The organism is Kineosporia corallincola, assembly GCF_018499875.1.
Classification (GTDB): Bacteria; Actinomycetota; Actinomycetes; order Actinomycetales; family Kineosporiaceae; genus Kineosporia; species Kineosporia corallincola.
The window spans coordinates 467,675-484,570 of the sequence record NZ_JAHBAY010000006.1 but is presented as its reverse complement, the minus strand read 5'-3'; the positions used below and the strand labels follow the sequence as shown (position 1 = coordinate 484,570).

Annotated in this window: 17 protein-coding genes; 9 read left to right on the top strand and 8 right to left on the bottom strand. The window is 71.6% G+C overall.

All coding sequences use genetic code 11. The features are described from left to right. Positions 1–57: 57 nt before the first annotated feature. Entirely contained in the window at positions 58–387 is a 330-nt protein-coding gene (locus tag KIH74_RS17330) for a hypothetical protein (protein WP_214156989.1), read from the top strand. On the opposite strand, the gene KIH74_RS17325 is transcribed toward KIH74_RS17330, so the two are convergent. Further along, on the bottom strand, positions 380–1,096 hold the full coding sequence (locus tag KIH74_RS17325; protein ID WP_214156988.1) for a hypothetical protein: 717 nt from the start codon (positions 1,094–1,096) through the stop codon (positions 380–382). The two genes, KIH74_RS17330 and KIH74_RS17325, sit on opposite strands and share 8 nt — an antisense overlap. Positions 1,097–1,291: 195 nt before the next feature. Between KIH74_RS17325 and KIH74_RS17320 the strand changes: the two genes are divergently transcribed. Further along, positions 1,292–2,368 carry a glycoside hydrolase family 16 protein gene (locus KIH74_RS17320; RefSeq protein WP_214156987.1) on the top strand — a complete coding sequence of 359 codons (1,077 nt, stop codon included), beginning with the start codon at positions 1,292–1,294 and terminating at the stop codon, positions 2,366–2,368. Here KIH74_RS17320 and KIH74_RS17315 read toward each other — a convergent pair. The 3 genes from KIH74_RS17315 to KIH74_RS17305 form a co-directional block, all read right to left on the bottom strand. Further along, entirely contained in the window at positions 2,265–2,978 is a 714-nt protein-coding gene (locus KIH74_RS17315) for an urease accessory protein UreD (RefSeq protein ID WP_214156986.1), read from the bottom strand. The two genes, KIH74_RS17320 and KIH74_RS17315, sit on opposite strands and share 104 nt — an antisense overlap. After that, positions 2,979–3,674, bottom strand: coding sequence for an urease accessory protein UreG (gene ureG / locus KIH74_RS17310; RefSeq protein ID WP_372492082.1), 696 nt, complete (start codon positions 3,672–3,674; stop codon positions 2,979–2,981). Positions 3,675–3,735: 61 nt separating this feature from the next. After that, positions 3,736–4,422: an urease accessory protein UreF gene (locus KIH74_RS17305; RefSeq protein ID WP_214156985.1), complete on the bottom strand. Its 687-nt coding sequence runs from the start codon at positions 4,420–4,422 to the stop codon at positions 3,736–3,738. Positions 4,423–4,508: 86 nt separating this feature from the next. Here KIH74_RS17305 and KIH74_RS17300 point away from each other — a divergent pair, with 86 nt between their 5' ends. Together KIH74_RS17300 and KIH74_RS17295 are read left to right on the top strand one after the other, a co-directional pair. Beyond that, positions 4,509–5,528 carry an AbrB family transcriptional regulator gene (locus KIH74_RS17300; protein WP_214156984.1) on the top strand — a complete coding sequence of 340 codons (1,020 nt, stop codon included), beginning with the start codon at positions 4,509–4,511 and terminating at the stop codon, positions 5,526–5,528. A 73-nt stretch (positions 5,529–5,601) separates the two neighbouring features. After that, a complete protein-coding gene (locus KIH74_RS17295) occupies positions 5,602–6,282 on the top strand; it encodes a hypothetical protein (protein ID WP_214156983.1) in 681 nt (226 codons plus the stop codon). An 85-nt stretch (positions 6,283–6,367) separates the two neighbouring features. Here KIH74_RS17295 and KIH74_RS17290 read toward each other — a convergent pair whose 3' ends face one another. The 4 genes from KIH74_RS17290 to KIH74_RS17275 all read right to left on the bottom strand — a co-directional run bounded on the left by KIH74_RS17290 (position 6,368) and on the right by KIH74_RS17275 (position 9,237). Further along, positions 6,368–6,724 (bottom strand): substrate-binding domain-containing protein, encoded by a 357-nt coding sequence (locus KIH74_RS17290; protein WP_214156982.1) that lies wholly within the window; start codon positions 6,722–6,724, stop codon positions 6,368–6,370. Between the two features lie 148 nt (positions 6,725–6,872). Further along, positions 6,873–8,591: an urease subunit alpha gene (locus tag KIH74_RS17285; protein ID WP_214156981.1), complete on the bottom strand. Its 1,719-nt coding sequence runs from the start codon at positions 8,589–8,591 to the stop codon at positions 6,873–6,875. Between the two features lie 4 nt (positions 8,592–8,595). Next, positions 8,596–8,922: an urease subunit beta gene (locus KIH74_RS17280; RefSeq protein WP_214156980.1), complete on the bottom strand. Its 327-nt coding sequence runs from the start codon at positions 8,920–8,922 to the stop codon at positions 8,596–8,598. 12 nt (positions 8,923–8,934) lie between these two features. Next, positions 8,935–9,237, bottom strand: a complete 303-nt coding sequence (locus KIH74_RS17275; RefSeq protein ID WP_214156979.1) for an urease subunit gamma — start codon at positions 9,235–9,237, stop codon at positions 8,935–8,937. Between the two features lie 235 nt (positions 9,238–9,472). On the opposite strand from KIH74_RS17275, the gene KIH74_RS17270 reads away from it, so the two are divergent. The 5 genes from KIH74_RS17270 (at position 9,473) to KIH74_RS38695 (ending at position 16,840) form a co-directional block, all read left to right on the top strand. Continuing rightward, complete coding sequence (locus tag KIH74_RS17270) at positions 9,473–10,108, top strand: thioredoxin-like domain-containing protein (RefSeq protein ID WP_214156978.1); 636 nt, start codon at positions 9,473–9,475, stop codon at positions 10,106–10,108. A 22-nt stretch (positions 10,109–10,130) separates the two neighbouring features. Next, complete coding sequence (locus KIH74_RS36495; RefSeq protein WP_214156977.1) at positions 10,131–10,886, top strand: DUF305 domain-containing protein; 756 nt, start codon at positions 10,131–10,133, stop codon at positions 10,884–10,886. Between the two features lie 30 nt (positions 10,887–10,916). Further along, positions 10,917–11,402 (top strand): NUDIX hydrolase, encoded by a 486-nt coding sequence (locus KIH74_RS17260; RefSeq protein ID WP_214156976.1) that lies wholly within the window; start codon positions 10,917–10,919, stop codon positions 11,400–11,402. A gap of 186 nt (positions 11,403–11,588) precedes the next feature. After that, positions 11,589–12,143: a peptidase gene (locus tag KIH74_RS17255; RefSeq protein WP_214156975.1), complete on the top strand. Its 555-nt coding sequence runs from the start codon at positions 11,589–11,591 to the stop codon at positions 12,141–12,143. Between the two features lie 218 nt (positions 12,144–12,361). After that, positions 12,362–16,840 carry a PDDEXK-like endonuclease domain-containing protein gene (locus KIH74_RS38695; protein ID WP_214156974.1) on the top strand — a complete coding sequence of 1,493 codons (4,479 nt, stop codon included), beginning with the start codon at positions 12,362–12,364 and terminating at the stop codon, positions 16,838–16,840. The last annotated feature ends 56 nt before the right edge of the window (positions 16,841–16,896 follow it).

The following is a 16,896-nucleotide window of genomic DNA, read 5'->3' as shown; positions in this document are numbered from 1 at the left end:
ACCCCCGGATGTGTCACGGATTATGACGAAGGCGGGACCTTGGGCCACCATCTCGCGGTGACCAACGAGGTGACCAACGACCCGACCGGAGACCGGTGGCCCGGGGACGTGCTGACTGTCAGCCCCACGGCACGGGTGACCGTGACGAACGCCCGCCTGGACGACGCTCAGGCCGCGGTGCTGCGCGACCAGGTGTCCGAGGTGGTGCTCGGCGCCGGGGTGCCGGCCGGTGACCACGGCTGCTGGTGCGACCAGGTCGGCGACACCGGGATCTGGGACGTGAGCTGGCAGTGGTCCGGCCCGGCCCGGGACGAGGCCGCCCGGGTGGCGGTGGCGCACCTGGTCGAGAACGGCCGCCCGCAGTGGCGGATCACCCGCTCTATCTGATCGTGATGTCCTCGCTCACCGCGCGGGTGATCGAGTACTGCCGCCCGTTGAGCGGGGACTTGTTCATGCCCAGCAGCGTGAACTGGTAGATCGCACCGGCTCTCAGCCCGCTGACGGTGGTGCGCATCTGCCGGCAGCCGTCCGCCGCCTTCACCGTGGAGTACTTCCTGGGCGGGTCCGGCACCGGGGTCGCGTAGTCGAAGTGGTTGACGTACTGCGGCACCGCGACCACCTGGTACTCCTGGGTGTCCGGGTCGCCCATGTCGTACCAGCGGATCGACACGCTGCCGCCGCCGGTGGCGGTGACCACGTAGTTGCGCACGATCGCGGAGGGGTTGTGCGGCTGCATGCAGTCGTCCGGCCCCTCCAGGTAGTAGCGCGGCATCTCGGGCGGGCCGGAGAAGAAGAAGCGGTGCGGGTGCTCCGGCGGGGCGATCGCCGGCCGGGACGGCTGTTCCGGCTGCGGCACCCGGGTCACCTGCGGCACACCGCGCACCGACGACCACTCCGGCACGTCCTCGTAGTACATCCAGTCCGCGACGCGCTGCATCCTCGCTGCGTCGCCCGTGTCCGCCCGGTCTGAGTCGTCGGCCCGGTCCGTGTCGTCGGCCTGCACCAGGGTGAGGGCCCGGGTCAGCACCGGGTCGAGCGCGCCGGTGACGAACAGGCCACCGGTCATGCCCGCCAGTCCCAGCGCGGCGGCCGTCAACGTGGAACGATTCCTGCGCCGCCCCGCCTTCTTCTTCACCACCCGGGCATCGGCACGCGGGCGCCCCGGCTGGTCAGCAGGGCCGGTGGGTCACCCGGCAGGGCGTCACCCGGCCGGCGGTTCGGGCCGGCCCAGGAATGTTGCGTAAGGTACAGCGACGCCCGAACGTGGTGGATCAGCGGACGAGAGGCAGGCATGAGGCCGAGGCGTTACCTGGCGGCGGTCGCGGCACTGGTCGCGGCCGGTGTGATGATCGGGTCGCAGGCCGCCACGGCCGCCCCCGGTCTGAAGGCCGCCAAGAAGAAGTCCAGCTGGGAACTGCGCAGCGAGGTCAACTTCACCGGTTCCTCCCTGCCCGACGGCTGCGTGAAATACACCGGCGAGTACGCCGCGGGCAGCAGCGCCTGGTCGGAGAGCAACGCCACGCTCGACGACGGCGTGCTGGAGCTGAAGATCGAGAAGAAGAAGACCGACGGGCAGGCCTACACCACCGGCGGCATGGGCTGCTGGAACTGGCCGCAGACCTACGGCAAGTTCGAGGTGAAGGCCAAGGTGCCCACCGGCAAGGGCATCAACAGCTACATCACGCTGTCACCCACCGACGACAGCAGCGGCAACGCCATCACCAGCCTGGAGCTGCTGGCGCCCGACCAGGACACCGCCTACATCAGCAACGGCTCGGGCAAGTCCTCGGAGCAGTACTTCGTGGAAGAGGACTTCGCCGACAAGAAGTGGCACACCTACACCATCGAGTGGGCGCCCAAGCATCTCCTGATCACGCTGGACAAGAAGGAGATCTACTACTCGGACAAGGCGTACAAGGGCTCGCGCTGGCTGAGCATGGCCACCACCACCGGTGACGACCTCAGCGGCAAGCCCGACGCCGGCACCAAGCTGCCGAAGTACTTCCAGATCGACCAGATGAGGATCTACAAATACACCGGGGTGGAGCCGGATCCGGGCGAGACGCTGAGCAGCGAGGTCGACCCGGCCGCCACCCCCACCCCGTCGGCCTCCGCCTCGGGCACCACGACCGCCAGCCCCACCGCGGCGGCCGCCGCCGGTGACTCCACGAGCTCCGGCGACGGCGAGCAGCGCACGCTGATCGGCGGGATCTGGCCGTGGCTGATCGGCGGCAGCGTGATGATCGTGTCGGCGCTGGCGATCCTCAGTCTTCCGGGACGGAAGAAGCGACCGGCACCGGCGCCGCGAGGGCCTCGGCCGCCAGCAGGTCCGCCTGGACCGGGAGAAGGTCCTTACCGGTCGCGGTGACCAGCAGTCCGCCGGAGGCGAGCGGCATCGCCACCGCCGCCCCGGCGACCGCCGGAACCACCTCCGGCACATCGGTGTTCACCAGCGTGGAGATCACCCGCCCGGTCATCGCCGAGCGCAGGGTGTGCCGCAGCAGCGGCGCGCCGTCGCGGGTCACCACGGTGCGCCCGCTCCACTCCCCGGGGCCCTCGTAGGCCCGGCCGAGCAGCACCTGCTCCACCAGCCGGGCCCGTCCGCTGCCGGAAAGGGTCACGGTGGTGCGGTTCTCGTGCACCGCGCCCTGGCAGATCACGGTCGGCTCGGTGGCCAGGTCGAGCTCGGCCTCGTCGTCCACCCGGATGTTCAGTTCCACCCGGGAGTCCGGCCGTAACCGCCCGGGCTGGATGATCGTGGCCCCGGCGCTCCGCAGGGCCAGCCGGGCACCGGCCTGCACGTGCACGTCGATCACGGCATGGTCGCCGCCGAGCGGGCCGGCGGCGATGCCGACCAGATGCACCACGCCCCAGTCGGTCTGGCGCGCGGCGAAGTGCCCGACGCCGGTGGTCCGGATCGATCGCACCACCGTGCGACCGGCCCGGTTCACCGCGACGATCTCGATACGACTGTCCATCTAGGCGTGCACGTGCCCCGCGGCGGTGCGGTCCAGCTGGGCCATCACCCAGCCGGCCACGTCGGTGGCGCGCGGGTCCTCGCGCAGCGACTGGAGCACGACCGGCTGCTCGCCGCGCACCTTGTGCGCGTCGCCCGCCATCACCCCGAGGTCGGCACCGACCAGCGGCGCCAGGTCGGTCTTGTTGATCACCAGCAGGTCGGCCGTGGTGACGCCCGGGCCACCCTTGCGCGGCACCTTGTCGCCACCGGCCACGTCGACCACGAAGATCTGCACGTCGACCAGGCCCTTGCTGAACGAGGCGGTGAGGTTGTCGCCGCCGGACTCGACCAGCACCAGGTCGAGCGGGGGGAGCCGCTCGACCAGGTCGTCGATGGCGTCGAGGTTGGCGGTGATGTCGTCGCGGATCGCGGTGTGCGGGCAGCAGCCGGTCTGCACGGCGGTGATCCGCTCGTCGGGCAGAACCGCGTTGCGGCGCAGGAAGTCGGCGTCCTCGGTGGTGTAGATGTCGTTCGTCACCACACCCAGCTGGAGCTTCTCGCCCAGCACCCGGCACAGGGCGGCCACCAGGGCGGTCTTGCCCGAGCCGACCGGTCCGCCGATGCCGACGCGCAGCGGGCCGTGCTCGCCGGACAGACGTCCGGGGCCGGCGGCCAGGTGCTCGTGCGGGTCCTCGCCGGGCAGTTCGTGGGGCAGGGCCGCAGGACGCGGCACACCGAGGCGGGCTCCACCCAGGGCGGAGTCGGTGAGATACAGGTCAGGACGCAAAGAGGCGCTCCTCTCGGGCGGCGTGGCGCTCGGCCAGCAGGTCCAGCAGGGGGTCTGAATCGTCGGGCAGGTCTTCGAAATCCGAATGGTGGACGGCGAGGGCCGCGATCTCCTCGATCGCGGGCCCCAGTCTGACGGTGACGGCGGCCACCGCGACCGGGTCGAGTGCGAGCAGCCGCTGTGCCGCGGTCGAGGGGGCGCTCACCGACAGGTAGGCGGCGGCCAGGGCGGCGCCCTCGGCGGACACCCCGCCGGCCGCGCCGGCACAGCCCAGCACGATCGGATGATGCGGCCGGGCACCGAGATCGGTCCAGCTCAGGCTGGTGGAAGGGGCGGCCCAGGCGGCCTTCGCGGTGCGCAGCAACCCCCGGCCCTGCGCCCGCGATGCGGTGCGCTGTGCGGGGGACGGGGTGCGGGCGTCGGCCTCGGCGTCGAGAAGCCGGATCCGGTGCGGGGCGTCGGGCGTGGCGCCGCATCGCGCGGCGGCTGCCGCCAGACCCGCGGTGACCAGGCCGGTCGTGCGCAGCCGGCGTTCCAGGAACCGTTCCAGGCCGCGCACCTCGGTGATCAGGCCGTCGCTGATCGCCTGCTCCACCCCGCCGGAGTGCACATGCCCTCCGCTGGGCAGACGCTGGTCGGCCAGGGCGAGCAGCGTGGCGGTTGCGGGGACGAGCATCCGCACAGCCTAGATTCCCCGTGTTACGGGGAGTGTCTCCGGCCGGTGTTCGTCGTCCCTTATTGGTCAGGTCATAGGGTGAATCAGTGCCCTGGGTGATTCTCACTGTCCTCGTCACCGGTCTCTCCTGGGTCCTCGACCTGGCCGGTCTGCCGTCACCGGTGCTGTTCGGGTCGCTCGCGGCCGGCCTCGGCTACGCCCTGATCGCGCCCCGGGTGCCGGAGATCCCGGCGGTCGCCTTCACCACCGGCCAGGCCGTGCTGGGGGCCTCGATCGGGGCGACGCTGGAGCCCGGAACCCTCACCTCGCTGCGCGCCGACTGGCTGCCGGTGCTGCTGTCCTGCCTGGTCACCCTGCTGCTCAGCGTGGGCGCGGGCTACCTGCTGCGGCTGCGGCCCGGGGTGTCCACGGCCACCGGTGTGTTCTCGATGGTGGCGGGCGGCGCCTCAGGCATCGTGGCGATCGCCCGTGACCTGGGGGCCGACGACCGGGTGGTGGCGGTCGTGCAGTACCTGCGGGTGCTGATCATCCTGGTCGGCATGCCGCTGGTGGTGCAGGTGGTGTTCCGGCCCGACGACACCGGCTCCTTCACCTTCGACCCCGAGCCGGTGCCGCCGCTCTGGCACGGTCTGGCGATCGCGGCGCTGGCGCTGCTGATCGGCCTGCCACTGGCCCGGTTCCTGCCACTGCCGGCCGGTGCCCTGCTGTTCCCGCTGATCGTGGCCGCGGTGCTGACCGGCACCGGGGTGTTCGCCGGCAGCGTGCCGGGCTGGCTGGAGAACCTCGGGTTCGCCCTGATCGGCCTCCAGGTCGGGCTGCGGTTCACCCGGGAGAGTGTGAAGGCCGTGGCCTCGGTGCTGCCCGCGGCTACCCTGGCCATCCTCGCGCTGATCGTGGTCAGCGCCGGCACCGGCGTGCTGCTGGCCCGGGCCACCGGGCAGAGCCTGCTGGACGGCTACCTGGCCACCACCCCGGGCGGTCTGTACGCCGTGCTGGCCACCGCGGTGGGCAGCGGATCCGACGTCACCTTCGTGCTGATGGTCCAGATCGCAAGGCTTTTCGTCATGCTGTTCACCGCGCCGCTTCTGGCCCGGTTGATCCGCTGATGCGGTCGGGCTTTCGGCGGAGAGGGCGGGCGAATCCCGGCCGGACGCCACGGTAGTCACTACGGTCACGGGCATGTTGAGAAGACTCGGGGGAGTCTCGGTGGTCGTCGCCGGGCTGGTCCTCACTCCGCTCGCCTCAGGTTCCGCACACGCCGACGACACGGCGGCCGCGAACCCCGGTGCCGCCGCCGAGTGCGCCTACTCGCCGAACTCGCTGCTGCTCGGCTCCGACGCGAAGGCCGTGAAGTTCGAGGTTCCCGACGCCGGCAGCTGGCGGGTGCAGGTGCCCGCGCTGGGCATCGACGCGGCGCCCGGCCACGTGGTCAAGAACTTCCTGCCCAAGACCTTCAAGAACTCCCAGGCCGGCCTGAGCAAGGCCACGATCACCCGGGACGGCACCACCTGCACCAGCACGTTCCGGCTGCGGCGGCCCAGCATGCTGACGATGGTGGTGATCCACAAGCACCCCTACCGCTATCTCGGCGGCAAGGTGGTGCGCTCCAACTACGGCGAGGGCCTGCCGGTGCGCAGCCCGATCAAGGGTGCCCGGATCGCCGTGCAGCGCCTGACCAAGCAGGGCTGGGTCACCGAGAAGTGGATGACCACCGACAAGAAGGGCTTCTTCATCGGGAAGGCGAAGATCGGCAAGCGCACCTGGCGGGCGATGCTGGAGACCAGTGTCACCACCCAGGGCAACGTGTCGAAGGCCGCCACCAACGAGACCGAGTGGGCCGACATCAAGGACATCGGCTGAGCCTCGTCCCGGCGCGAAAGGGCTTACGCGGCGCCGACGATCTCCGCCGGGGACTCGCCGGCGACCGCGTCCGTCAGTGCCGGGGTCAGATGCTCCAGCACGTAGGCCAGGCTGAGCGGCGTGACGAAGTACATCGCCCCCTTGTCCAGCGCTCGCCGGGTTTCGCCAGGTCGGCGAGGTCCGGGTTGACGGTGAACCCGAGCATCGAGAGGAAGTCGGTGCCCAGCCCGGCCGGGTACACGTAGATCAGGCCGTCGTAGAAGCCGTTCTGGCTGAAGGTCGCCACCTTGCCCTGGAACCGCGGGTTCTCGTCGGCCGCCCGGGCGTAGGCGGTCTTCACGTCGTCCACCAGTTTCTGCGCCTGCGCCCGGCGCCCCAGGGCGGAGGCCACCGGCAGGGTCTGGTCCTGCCACAGGGAGAAGTAGTCGGTGCCGCCCCGCACGCGGCCACCGCCAGCCCTCCGACCATGGATGCTCCGGCGAGCAACGCGGTGCGGGGGGTGAATTCGGCGGTGGACCGGGCGAAGGCGGGCCGGCGTCTCGGGCTCATGCGCCGGAAGGCAACACGAGCAAGGTTAGGTTGCCTAACTCTTAGAACATGAAGTACCGCTGCGCCATCGGCAGGCTGGTGGCGGGCTGCTCCTCCCACACCTCGCCGTCGATGCGCACCGTGAACGTGTCCGGATCCACCTGGATGTCGGGCGTCGCGGTGTTCTCCGGCATGTCGGCCTTGCCGCGCCGCCGCACGTTCTCCACCGCCACCAGTCGCCGGTCCACGTTGAGGCGCCCGGCCAGCCCGTCCTCGATCGCCTGCGGGGCGACGAAGTGCACGCTGGTGGCCGCCGCCACCTTCGGGGCCGCGCCGAACATCGGGCGCGGCAGGATCGGCTGCGGGGTCGGGATCGAGGCGTTCGCGTCGCCCATCTGCGCCCAGGCGATCATGCCGCCCTTCAGCACGACGCTGGGCCGCACGCCGAAGAACGCCGGGTCCCAGAGCACCAGGTCGGCGAGCTTGCCGGTCTCGATCGACCCGATCTCCCGCTCCATGCCGTGCGCCACGGCCGGGCAGATCGTGTACTTCGCGATGTAGCGCCGGGCCCGCAGGTTGTCGTTGTCCACGTCGCCGTCGAGCAGGCCGCGCCGGGTCTTCATCACGTGGGCGGTCTGCCAGGTACGCAGCACCACCTCGCCGATCCGGCCCATCGCCTGGGCGTCCGAGCCGATCATCGAGATCGCCCCGAGGTCGTGCAGCAGGTCCTCGGCCGCGATGGTGGACGGCCGGATCCGGGACTCGGCGAACGCCAGGTCCTCCGGGATGCTCGGGGAGAGGTGGTGACAGACCATCAGCATGTCGAGGTGCTCCGACAGCGTGTTGACGGTGTGCGGCCGGGTCGGGTTGGTGGACGACGGGAGGATGTGACCGTAGCCCGCCACCGTGATGATGTCGGGCGCGTGGCCGCCCCCGGCCCCCTCGGTGTGGTAGCTGTGGATCGCCCGGCCGTTGATCGCGGCCAGCGTGCTCTCCACGTAGCCGGCCTCGTTCAGCGTGTCGGTGTGGATGCTGGCCTGCACGCCGCTGGCGTCGCAGACGGTCAGGCAGGCGTCGATCGCCGCGGGCGTGGTGCCCCAGTCCTCGTGCAGCTTGAACCCGGACGCCCCGGCCCGCAGCTGCTCCCACATCGCCTCGTGCGACACGGTGTTGCCCTTGCCCAGCAGCGCGACGTTGACCGGCTGGCCGTCCATCGCCTCGAGCATGCGGGCCATGTACCAGGAGCCGGGGGTCACGGTGGTGGCCTTGGTGCCCTCGGCCGGGCCGGTGCCGCCACCGATCAGCGTGGTGATGCCGTTGCCCAGGGCCTCCGGCACGATCTGCGGGCAGATGAAGTGCACGTGGCAGTCGATGCCGCCGGCGGTGAGGATCTTGCCGTTGCCCGCGAGGATCTCGGTGTTCGGCCCGACCACCAGCTGGGGGTGCACGCCGTCCATGGTCTCCGGGTTGCCGGCCTTGCCCAGCGCCACGATCCGGCCGTCGCGCACACCCACGTCGGCCTTGATCACGCCCCAGTGGTCGAGCACGAGGGCACCGGTGATGACCAGGTCGGGTGAGCCCTCGGCGCGGCTGGCGCGGCCCTGGCCCATCGACTCGCGCAGCACCTTCCCGCCGCCGAACACGGCCTCCTCGCCGGCCCGTCCCGGTCCGCCGGAGCGGTCCTCGGTGGGGGAGATGAACAGGCCGGTGTCGGCCAGACGCACCTTGTCGCCCACCGTGGGGCCGTAGAGCTGCGCGTAACGGGCGCGGGTGAGATCCAAGCCGTCAGCCTTCTTTCTTGTCGAGGACGCCGGGGGCGGGCAGGCTCAGCCCGGGGACGACCCGGGTGCCCGCGATCGGCACCAGGGTGACCTCACGGTCGACGCCGGGCTCGAACCGGACGGCGGTGCCGGCGGCGATGTCGAGCCGCTTGCCGTGCGCCAGCTCACGGTCGAACTCCAGCGCCGAGTTGGCCGAGGAGAAGTGGAAGTGCGAGCCGACCTGGACCGGCCGGTCGCCGGCGTTGACCACGCGCACGGTGGTGCGCTCGGCACCTTCGTTCAGGGTGATCACGCCGTCGGCGGGGATCACCTCACCGGGGGTGAATGTCATCTCGGACCCCTCTCAGGCGATCGGCTGGTGCACGGTGACGAGTTTCGTGCCGTCCGGGAAGGTGGCCTCGACCTGCACCTCGGCCAGCATCTCGGGCACGCCGTCCATCACGTCGTCCCTGGTCAGGACCTCACGGCCGGCCTGCATCAAATCGGCCACCAGGCGCCCGTCGCGGGCCCCCTCGAGGATGAACGAGCTGAGGATCGCCACCGCCTCGGGATGGTTCAGCTTGAGGCCGCGATCCTTGCGCCGCCAGGCCAGGTCGGACGCGTAGGAGAGCATGAGACGTTCCTGCTCGTGCGGTGACAGCTGCATTCGGCATCCCGTTCGTCGTCGTTTCTGCGGCGGCACGATAGCGATTGCGTGTTACGAAGAGGTGCTTCGGCACACAGAAATCTATGTGAAGCTTGAACTTGTTCTGATGTCGTCGCTGGTGAAGCGGTACCGTGGCCGCGAGTTTTCCTGTGTGAAGTCGGAACTGAGGCTCTTCGCCGTCCGTAAGCAACTTGTCGACGAACTCCCCGTGACCCCCGAGAGGCACCACACCGTCATGACCAATGCCAGGAAGGCCCGGCAGGCCACCGCGGAGAAGGCAGCGAAGCTGCGCGCTGAGCAGGCCTCACGCGAACGCCGGAACCGGTTCGCGCTCGCGGCCGGGGCCACCGTGATCGTGCTGGCGGTCGCCGGCGGCGTCACCGCCGTGGTGATGAACGCCCGCTCCGAGCAGGCCAAGGACGACGCCGTCGCGCTCACCGGGGTGAAGACCTACAAGGACCTGAGCCAGAACCACGTGTCTGGCACGGTCAAGTACGAGCAGACCCCGCCGGTCGGCGGCGACCACGCCCCCGTCTGGCTGAACTGCGGCATCTACGACGCGCCGGTGGCCAACGAGAACGCGGTGCACGACCTGGAGCACGGCGCGGTCTGGATCACCTACCAGCCCGACCTGGCCGAGAGCGAGGTCGACGAGCTGAAGGACATCGTGGGCAACCAGACCTACATCACGATGTCGCCGTACACCGACCTGCCGAACCCGATCACCCTGTCGGCGTGGGGCGTCCAGATGTCGGTGGACAGCGCCTCGGACCCGCGCATCGAGAAATTCATCAAGGAGTACAAGCAGGGCAAGCAGACCCCCGAGATGGGGGCCGCCTGCACCGGTGGCGTCGGAACGCCGACCGGCTGATCCCCGATCAGGAGTAGCAACGGTGAGTGACACCAGCCAGGCTGAACCCGTGGACGCTGACGAGCGGGACGACGAGGAGCTGTACGAGGACGACGAGCCGGAGCCGGCTCCCTCGTCGTCCCGTGGTTCCTGGCTGACCGGGCGGGCGCTGGTCCGGATGGCGATCGGCGGTCTGGTGCTGCTGGTCGCCACCGTGCTGCTGGTGTCGTACGTGCAGGGCCCGGCCACGCCGTCGGACAATTCGGCGGCGGCCGGGCTGGCCCGCGACATGATCGACCACCACGCCCAGGCGGTGGACATGGCCACGATCGTGCAGCGGCGCACCGAGGACGACGCGATGTACCACCTCACCACCGACATGGCGCTCACCCAGACCAGCCAGATGGGGCAGATGCAGGGCTGGCTCAACGTCTGGGACCTGTCGATCGGCCGCAGTGGCCAGCCGATGGAGTGGATGCAGGGGCACGAGGCCGAGCACCAGCTGTCCGGCCTGTCGTCGGGCGACACCCACCTCGACGCCGACGGCCTGATGCCCGGCATGGCCACCCAGGCCGAGGTGAACAAGCTGCGCACCCTGCCCACCGATCAGGCCGACATCCTGTTCCTCCAGCTCATGATCAAGCATCACGAGGGCGGCGTGGCGATGGCCGAGGCGGCGCTGAAACTGACCGACGAACCGGTCGTGGTGGCGCTGTGCAAGACCATCGTGAAGGGCCAGCAGGCCGAGATCACCCTGATGCGGACCATGCTCGAGGAGCGCGGGGCCTCGGCGTCCTGAGAAGCCGCGTTGCTCGTAGGCTTCGGGCACATGGCGACCCCTGAGTTCATCCTCAAGCTGCGCGAGAAGATCGGCAACGACGAGCTGTGGCTGCCCGGGGTGACCGGGCTGGTGCGTGACGAGGCCGGGCGGATCCTGCTCGGCCAGCGCGCGGACAACGGGCTGTGGGCACTGCCCAGCGGTATCTCCGAGCCGGGCGAGGAGATGGCCTTCAGCCTGGTCCGCGAGGTGCAGGAGGAGACCGGGGTCGAGGTCGAGGTGACCGACCTGATCTCGATCCACACCACGCAGCCCACGGTGTACCCGAACGGCGACCGCACCGTCTACGTCGACCACTTCTTCGCCTGCCGCCCGACCGGCGGCGAGGCGGTGGTCGGTGATGACGAGTCGCTGGCTGTCGGCTGGTTCGAGCCCGGCCGTCTGCCCACCCCGCTGATGGAATCCCAGGTGCTGCGATGCCTGGCCGAGGCGGAGAAGTTCGCGCAGACCGGGCGCACCCTGTTCGACCGGCGCTGAGGGCCGCTGAGGGCCGCTGAGAGCCCTGGCGCGACGGCCACGGCCGGAATGCTGAAAGCTGGCACTCTGGGGGGCTTGTCTGCCAGTGCCCTCGTGCCGCACCGTGTGATCACGTGCGATGGGGCGCCGTGGTGACCGGTCCGTCCCGAGGGCACCACGGGCGTCCCTGCGTTGGAGGGAGCTGCCATGTCGGATTCCAACAGCAACCCGGTCAACCAGCCGCTGAACGTGGAGATCGCGCCCTTCCAGGGCGGCGACGACCTGCTGAGCGGCTTCGTGGTCAGCGGCCGATGGCCGTCCTCGACCAGGGAGTGGGCGCAGTTCCTCACCCTCGCGGTACGACTCGCGGCGGTGCCGGGACTGGTGCCGACCACCACCGTGTTCCGGGCGGTCGAAGACACCCCGGAAGGACCGCTGCCGGGCGCGGTCGGCCTGGTCACCAGTGCCGGGCCGGTGCTCGGCGACGGTGCCCCGGCCCCCGGCGAGTTCGGCGGCCACACCCCGCCGGCCCTGCTGCTCCTGCATCCACCCTCGGAGAACCGGCCGTCGATCCCGGAGGCGTCCAACGCGGCGTCGGGTTGCGTGCTGCTGCCCGGCATCCCGCACCTCGGCCTCGACCACCGGGCGTCGTGGGTGGAGGCCGAACGGGACGGCACGATCACCCGGCTGGTCAGCAAGGTCGGGGTGGACCCCGCGCTCGATCCGGACACCGCGGTGCTGGCGATGCTGCTGGCCGCCTGAACGCGGCGCCCGGTCCGGAGTGTCGCTGATCACGGTGGATTTCGGCGCAGCCGCGCCGGAATCTCGCCGTGACGGCTGAATCCCGGCTCCGACCAGGGTTGTTACTCGTCCGTGCGGTGGGCCGGGCCGTCCTCCGAGCGGGTGTCGTCGTCAGGGCGCTCCCGGCGCGCCGGGAGCGCATTCTGGGTCCGCAGGGTCGTGCGGGCTAGCGTTGGGTGGTGCCCGAGCAGTCCGCCGGGGGGTCGCTGACGCAGCGGCCCCTGACGCCCCATGTCGAGCGCCCTGCGCAACTCGGGGCCGCCGTCGACGCCTGGCGCCGCGCTCTCGCCGGGTCCGGCCTGCCCGACACCCTGGTCACCACCGGCCCGCAGGCCCGCGCCTCCTGGCTGGAACTCACCCACGCGCACCCCTCCGGCCTGGCCCAGCTCTTCGCCGGCCGCCCCACCCGGCTCTCCAGCCTGTTCCGTGAGCCCGAGGCCCACGACGTGGCCTGGAACCAGGTCCGGATGATCCGCCGCTCGGCCATCGTGCTGTCGGCCCAGCGCGGCGTGCAGGCCTGCTGCCTGTCCATCGGTGTGGCCACCTGGCGGCCCGACGACCCGGACGCCCCGGGCACCCCCGGCGACCTGGTGCACGCCCCGGTCGTGCTGCGCGCCTGCTCGATCCGCCCGCGCGGCGGCGAGAGCGACTTCGACCTCGACCTCGACGACGCCGTCCTGATCAATCCCGAGCTGATCCGGATCCTGGTCGAGGAACACGGCATCGAGGCGGACGGCGCCGAGCTGGCCGCGCTCGCCAACGGTGACAAGGGCTTCGACCCCCGCCCGGTGTACTCCTGGCTGGAGGAACACTGCGGCGCGCTGCGCGGTTTCGCGATCGAGCGCAGCCTGGTGCTGGCCACCTTCGCGGCCGGCTCCGGCGCGGTGCTGGCCGACCTGGACGCCGCGTTGCCCGCCATCGCCGCCAACGAACTGCTGCGCTCCGTGGCCGAGGCCACCACCCCGGCCGTGATCCGGCTGCCGGGCACCGAGGGCGGGGGCGAGGGCGCGGACTCCTCGTCGTCCCTGATTCCTCATCAGAAACCGGGCGCTCAGCAGCCGGGGCCGGGCGCGCCCGGCGGCCGCAGGCCCGAGCCGGAACCGCGCGACTCGCGCCGCCTGGCCGTGGTCGGGCGGCTCGGTCCCCGTGGCGCCCGGCCGGTCAGCCCGCCGAAGGAGGCCGACCCGGCGGACGAACTGCTGGTGCTCGACTGTGACCCGGCCCAGACCGAGGCGGTGACCGCCGCGCTGCGCGGTGAGCACCTGGTGATCGAGGGCCCGCCCGGCTCCGGCGCCACCCACACGCTGGCCGCCGCGATCGCCGGGCTGGTGGCGTCCGGGCGCCGGGTGCTGATCCTCAGCCCGCGCCGGGCCAGCACCGAGACCCTGCTCAGCCGGCTGCACCAGGCCGGCATCGGCGAGCTGGTGCTCGACCTGCGGGACTCGCCCGGAGGCCGGCCCGCCACCCGCACCGCGCCGCTGACCGCGACGCTCACCGCTGCCCTGAGCGCCGCCACCGGTGACCTGCCACGCGGGCAGTTGCCGCCGGTCGGCAAGGCCGCCCTGGACGACGACTCGGCGCAGACCGTGCGCCGGGCCCGGGCGCTGCTCGACGACGACGTCACCGCTCTGCACGAGGTGCGCCGGCCCTGGGGCGTCAGCGCCTACGACGCGATGGTGGCGCTGGCCGATCTCACCGCTGACTCTGGCGCTGCTGTCTCTGGTGCTGGTGCCGGTGGGGTCCGGCTCGGCGACGAGGTGCTGAACAGCCTGGACGGGATCACCCGGGAGCGGGTGCGGGCCCATCTGCACGCGGCCGCCGCGGCCGGGGCGTTCACCCTGACCCGGACCGACACCCGTTGGTACGACGCCCAGGTCACGACGAACGCCCAGGCCCACAAGGCGCTGGAGGCCGCGCTGGTGCTGCGGGCCGGGCTGCGCCGCACCCGGATCGCGATGGACGGCGTGACCGCCGCGGCGGGCCTGCGCCCGGCCACCACCGCGGAGGAGTGGCTGCCGCTGCTCAACCTGCTGCTCGGCGTGCGCGAGGTGGTCGACTCGATGCTGCCGCAGCTGTTCGAGGCCCCGCTCGCGCGGCTTGCCCTGGCCGTGGCACCGCGCACCGAACGGCCCACCGACGGAAGTGGCCCGGGCCGGGTGGAACGTCGCCGTCTGCGCCGTCAGGCCCAGGGCCTGGTGCGTCCTGGCGTCTCGGTGCCCGACCTGTACCGCCTGCTGGGCACGGCGCAGGACCTGCTGAACCGCTGGCACGAGTACGCGCTCACGCCGTCCACCCCCCGGGTCGTGGTGGGACTCACCGAGGCCTCGGCCACGGTGAGCTCGGTGACGGGCGCGATCGCCGTGCTGGCCGAGACCTTCGCCGGCACGCCCACACCGGACCTGCGCTCGATGCCGCTCGACGACCTGGAGCAGCGGATCGCCGACCTGGCCGCCGACACCCAGGGCATCCTCGGTCAGCCCCGCCGGGCCCGGCTGCTCCAGTCCCTGCGTGACGCCGGTCTGGCCGAGCTCGTCGACGACCTGCGCACCCGCCGGATCGGGCCGGACGCCGTCGACGGTGAGTTCGACCTGTCCTGGTGGTCGTCGGTGCGGGACAGCATCGTGCGTTCCGACCCCCGGCTCGCCGGTCACGACCCGCTGGCCCTGCGCACCGCCGCCACACAGTTGCGTGCCGCCGAGACCGACCGGATCCGCACCGGTTCGGCGCTGGTGCGCACCGCCGTCACCACCCGGGCCGCCAAGGCGGTCGCCGCCCAGCCGGAGCAGATGAAGGTGCTGCGCACCTGGCTGACCCGCGACGACTCGCGGCCCCGGCTGTCCGATCTGGTGCGCCGCTGCGGTGACGTGCTCTCCGCGCTGACCCCGGTCTGGGTGATGAGCCCCGACACCGTCGCCGCCTGCCTGGCGCCCGCCGATCCGGACGTCACCCCGGTCGTCGACACCGTGGTGGTGGACGACGCCGGGCACATCGGCCTGCCCGAGGTGGTCGCCGCCCTGGCTCGTGGTGCTCAGGTGATCGTGGCCGGGGACCGGCGGCGACTGGCCCCGCCCGACGGCAGCAAGTCGGTGGTCGAGTCGCTCGCCCCGTTCGCCCGGGTCTGCCGCCTCGACCGCGACCACCGCACCGTGGACGGCCGCATGCTGCTGCCGCTCGCCCCTCGCTACCCGGAGGGCTGGCAGCAGACCCCCGGCATCGGCGTGCACGCTCCGTTGTTCCTGGAGGCCGTGGCCGACGGCATCGCCATCCCGCCGCCCGGCGAGGAACTGCCGGTCAGCGCGGACGGCGAGGTGGCCCGGGTGATCGACCTGGTGGAACGGCACGCCCTGCGTCATCCCGAGCAGTCGCTGATCGTGATCACCCTGAGCGAGCGGCACGCCGAGCGGATCGAGGAGTCGCTGCGGATCAGCCTGCCTGAGCGCACGGTGCTCGCCCAGTGGCTGAGCCAGCAGCGCCGGGCCGGCCTGGCCGAGCCGTTCACGATCCGCCCGGTGCAGCGTCTCCTCGGTATCGAGCGGGACGCGGCCATCGTCTCGATCGGCCTGGCCCGCACTCCGCACGGCCGGGTGCTGCACCGGTTCGGCGTGCTCGACGGTGACAAGGGGGCAGCCGCGCTCACCACCGCGGTCAGCAGGTCTCGGCACCGCACCACCGTGGTCTGCTGTTTCACCGCCGACGACATGCTGGTCGACCGTTTGAGGACGGCGGGGGCCCGGCTGCTGCGCGACGTGCTGCTGGCCGCCGGGGGCCGGGGCACCGGGAGCGCGGGCCGGATGCCCAAAACCTCGGACGCGCTGGTCACCGACCTGCGGGACCGGCTCGCCGCCGTCGGGCTGCCGGTGCGCATGCGGGTCTGGGACGGTGCCTGGCCCCTCGACATCGCGGTGGCCGACCCCCGGGTGCCGGGCCGGATGCTGGTGGCCGTCGACCTGGACGGCCCCGCCTTCGCCTCCCGCAACACCCGCGAACGCGAACGCCACCGGCCCGGGCGCTGGGAACGTGCGGGCTGGGCGTACTGCCGGATCTCCGCCATGGACCTCTTCACCGACCCGGACCGCGAGGTCGCCCGGGTGCGCGAGGTGTGGGAGGCGGCGATGACGAGCCCGCTGCCGCCTGAGGCGTATGCCGTTCGGGAGGGCTCGGTTCCGGGCTTGGGGGCGGGGGCGGATGTGGTGCTGCCGGACGTTTCTGCGCCGGAGGAGTCAGTGCCTGATGCCGTGCGGGCTGAGGGCTCGTCTGCTGATGGCGTGCTGCCGGACGTTGCGGGACCGGGCGCTGCGAGGCTGGGCGTTGCGGGGTTGCACGTGGCGGGCCCGGACGTGGCGGGCCCGGACGTGACGGGGGCCGCCGCCACGGGACCCGACGTCGTGCTTCCGGACGTCGCCGGGCAGAACATCGTGCTGCCGGATGTCGTGGTGGCGCAGGACGAGCTGGACTTGCCCGAGGCGCTTTCCGAGGATGTTCCGCCGTCCATCATCGACCTGTCGCGGCAGGTATTCTCTGGTGCCGTGGGACCTGAAGACGACGAACCTGCCTTCCCCGATCGCTCTGACGACGACCGTGACGAGGGTTGGGGCGACGAACGGTCGTCCGGTCGCGACGACGACATCCTCCGCGAGCGCCCTCCGCACTGGGACTGAAATTTTCACAGCCAATTCCGAACTTTCTGAACAGCACCCGCATCCAACCTGACGTG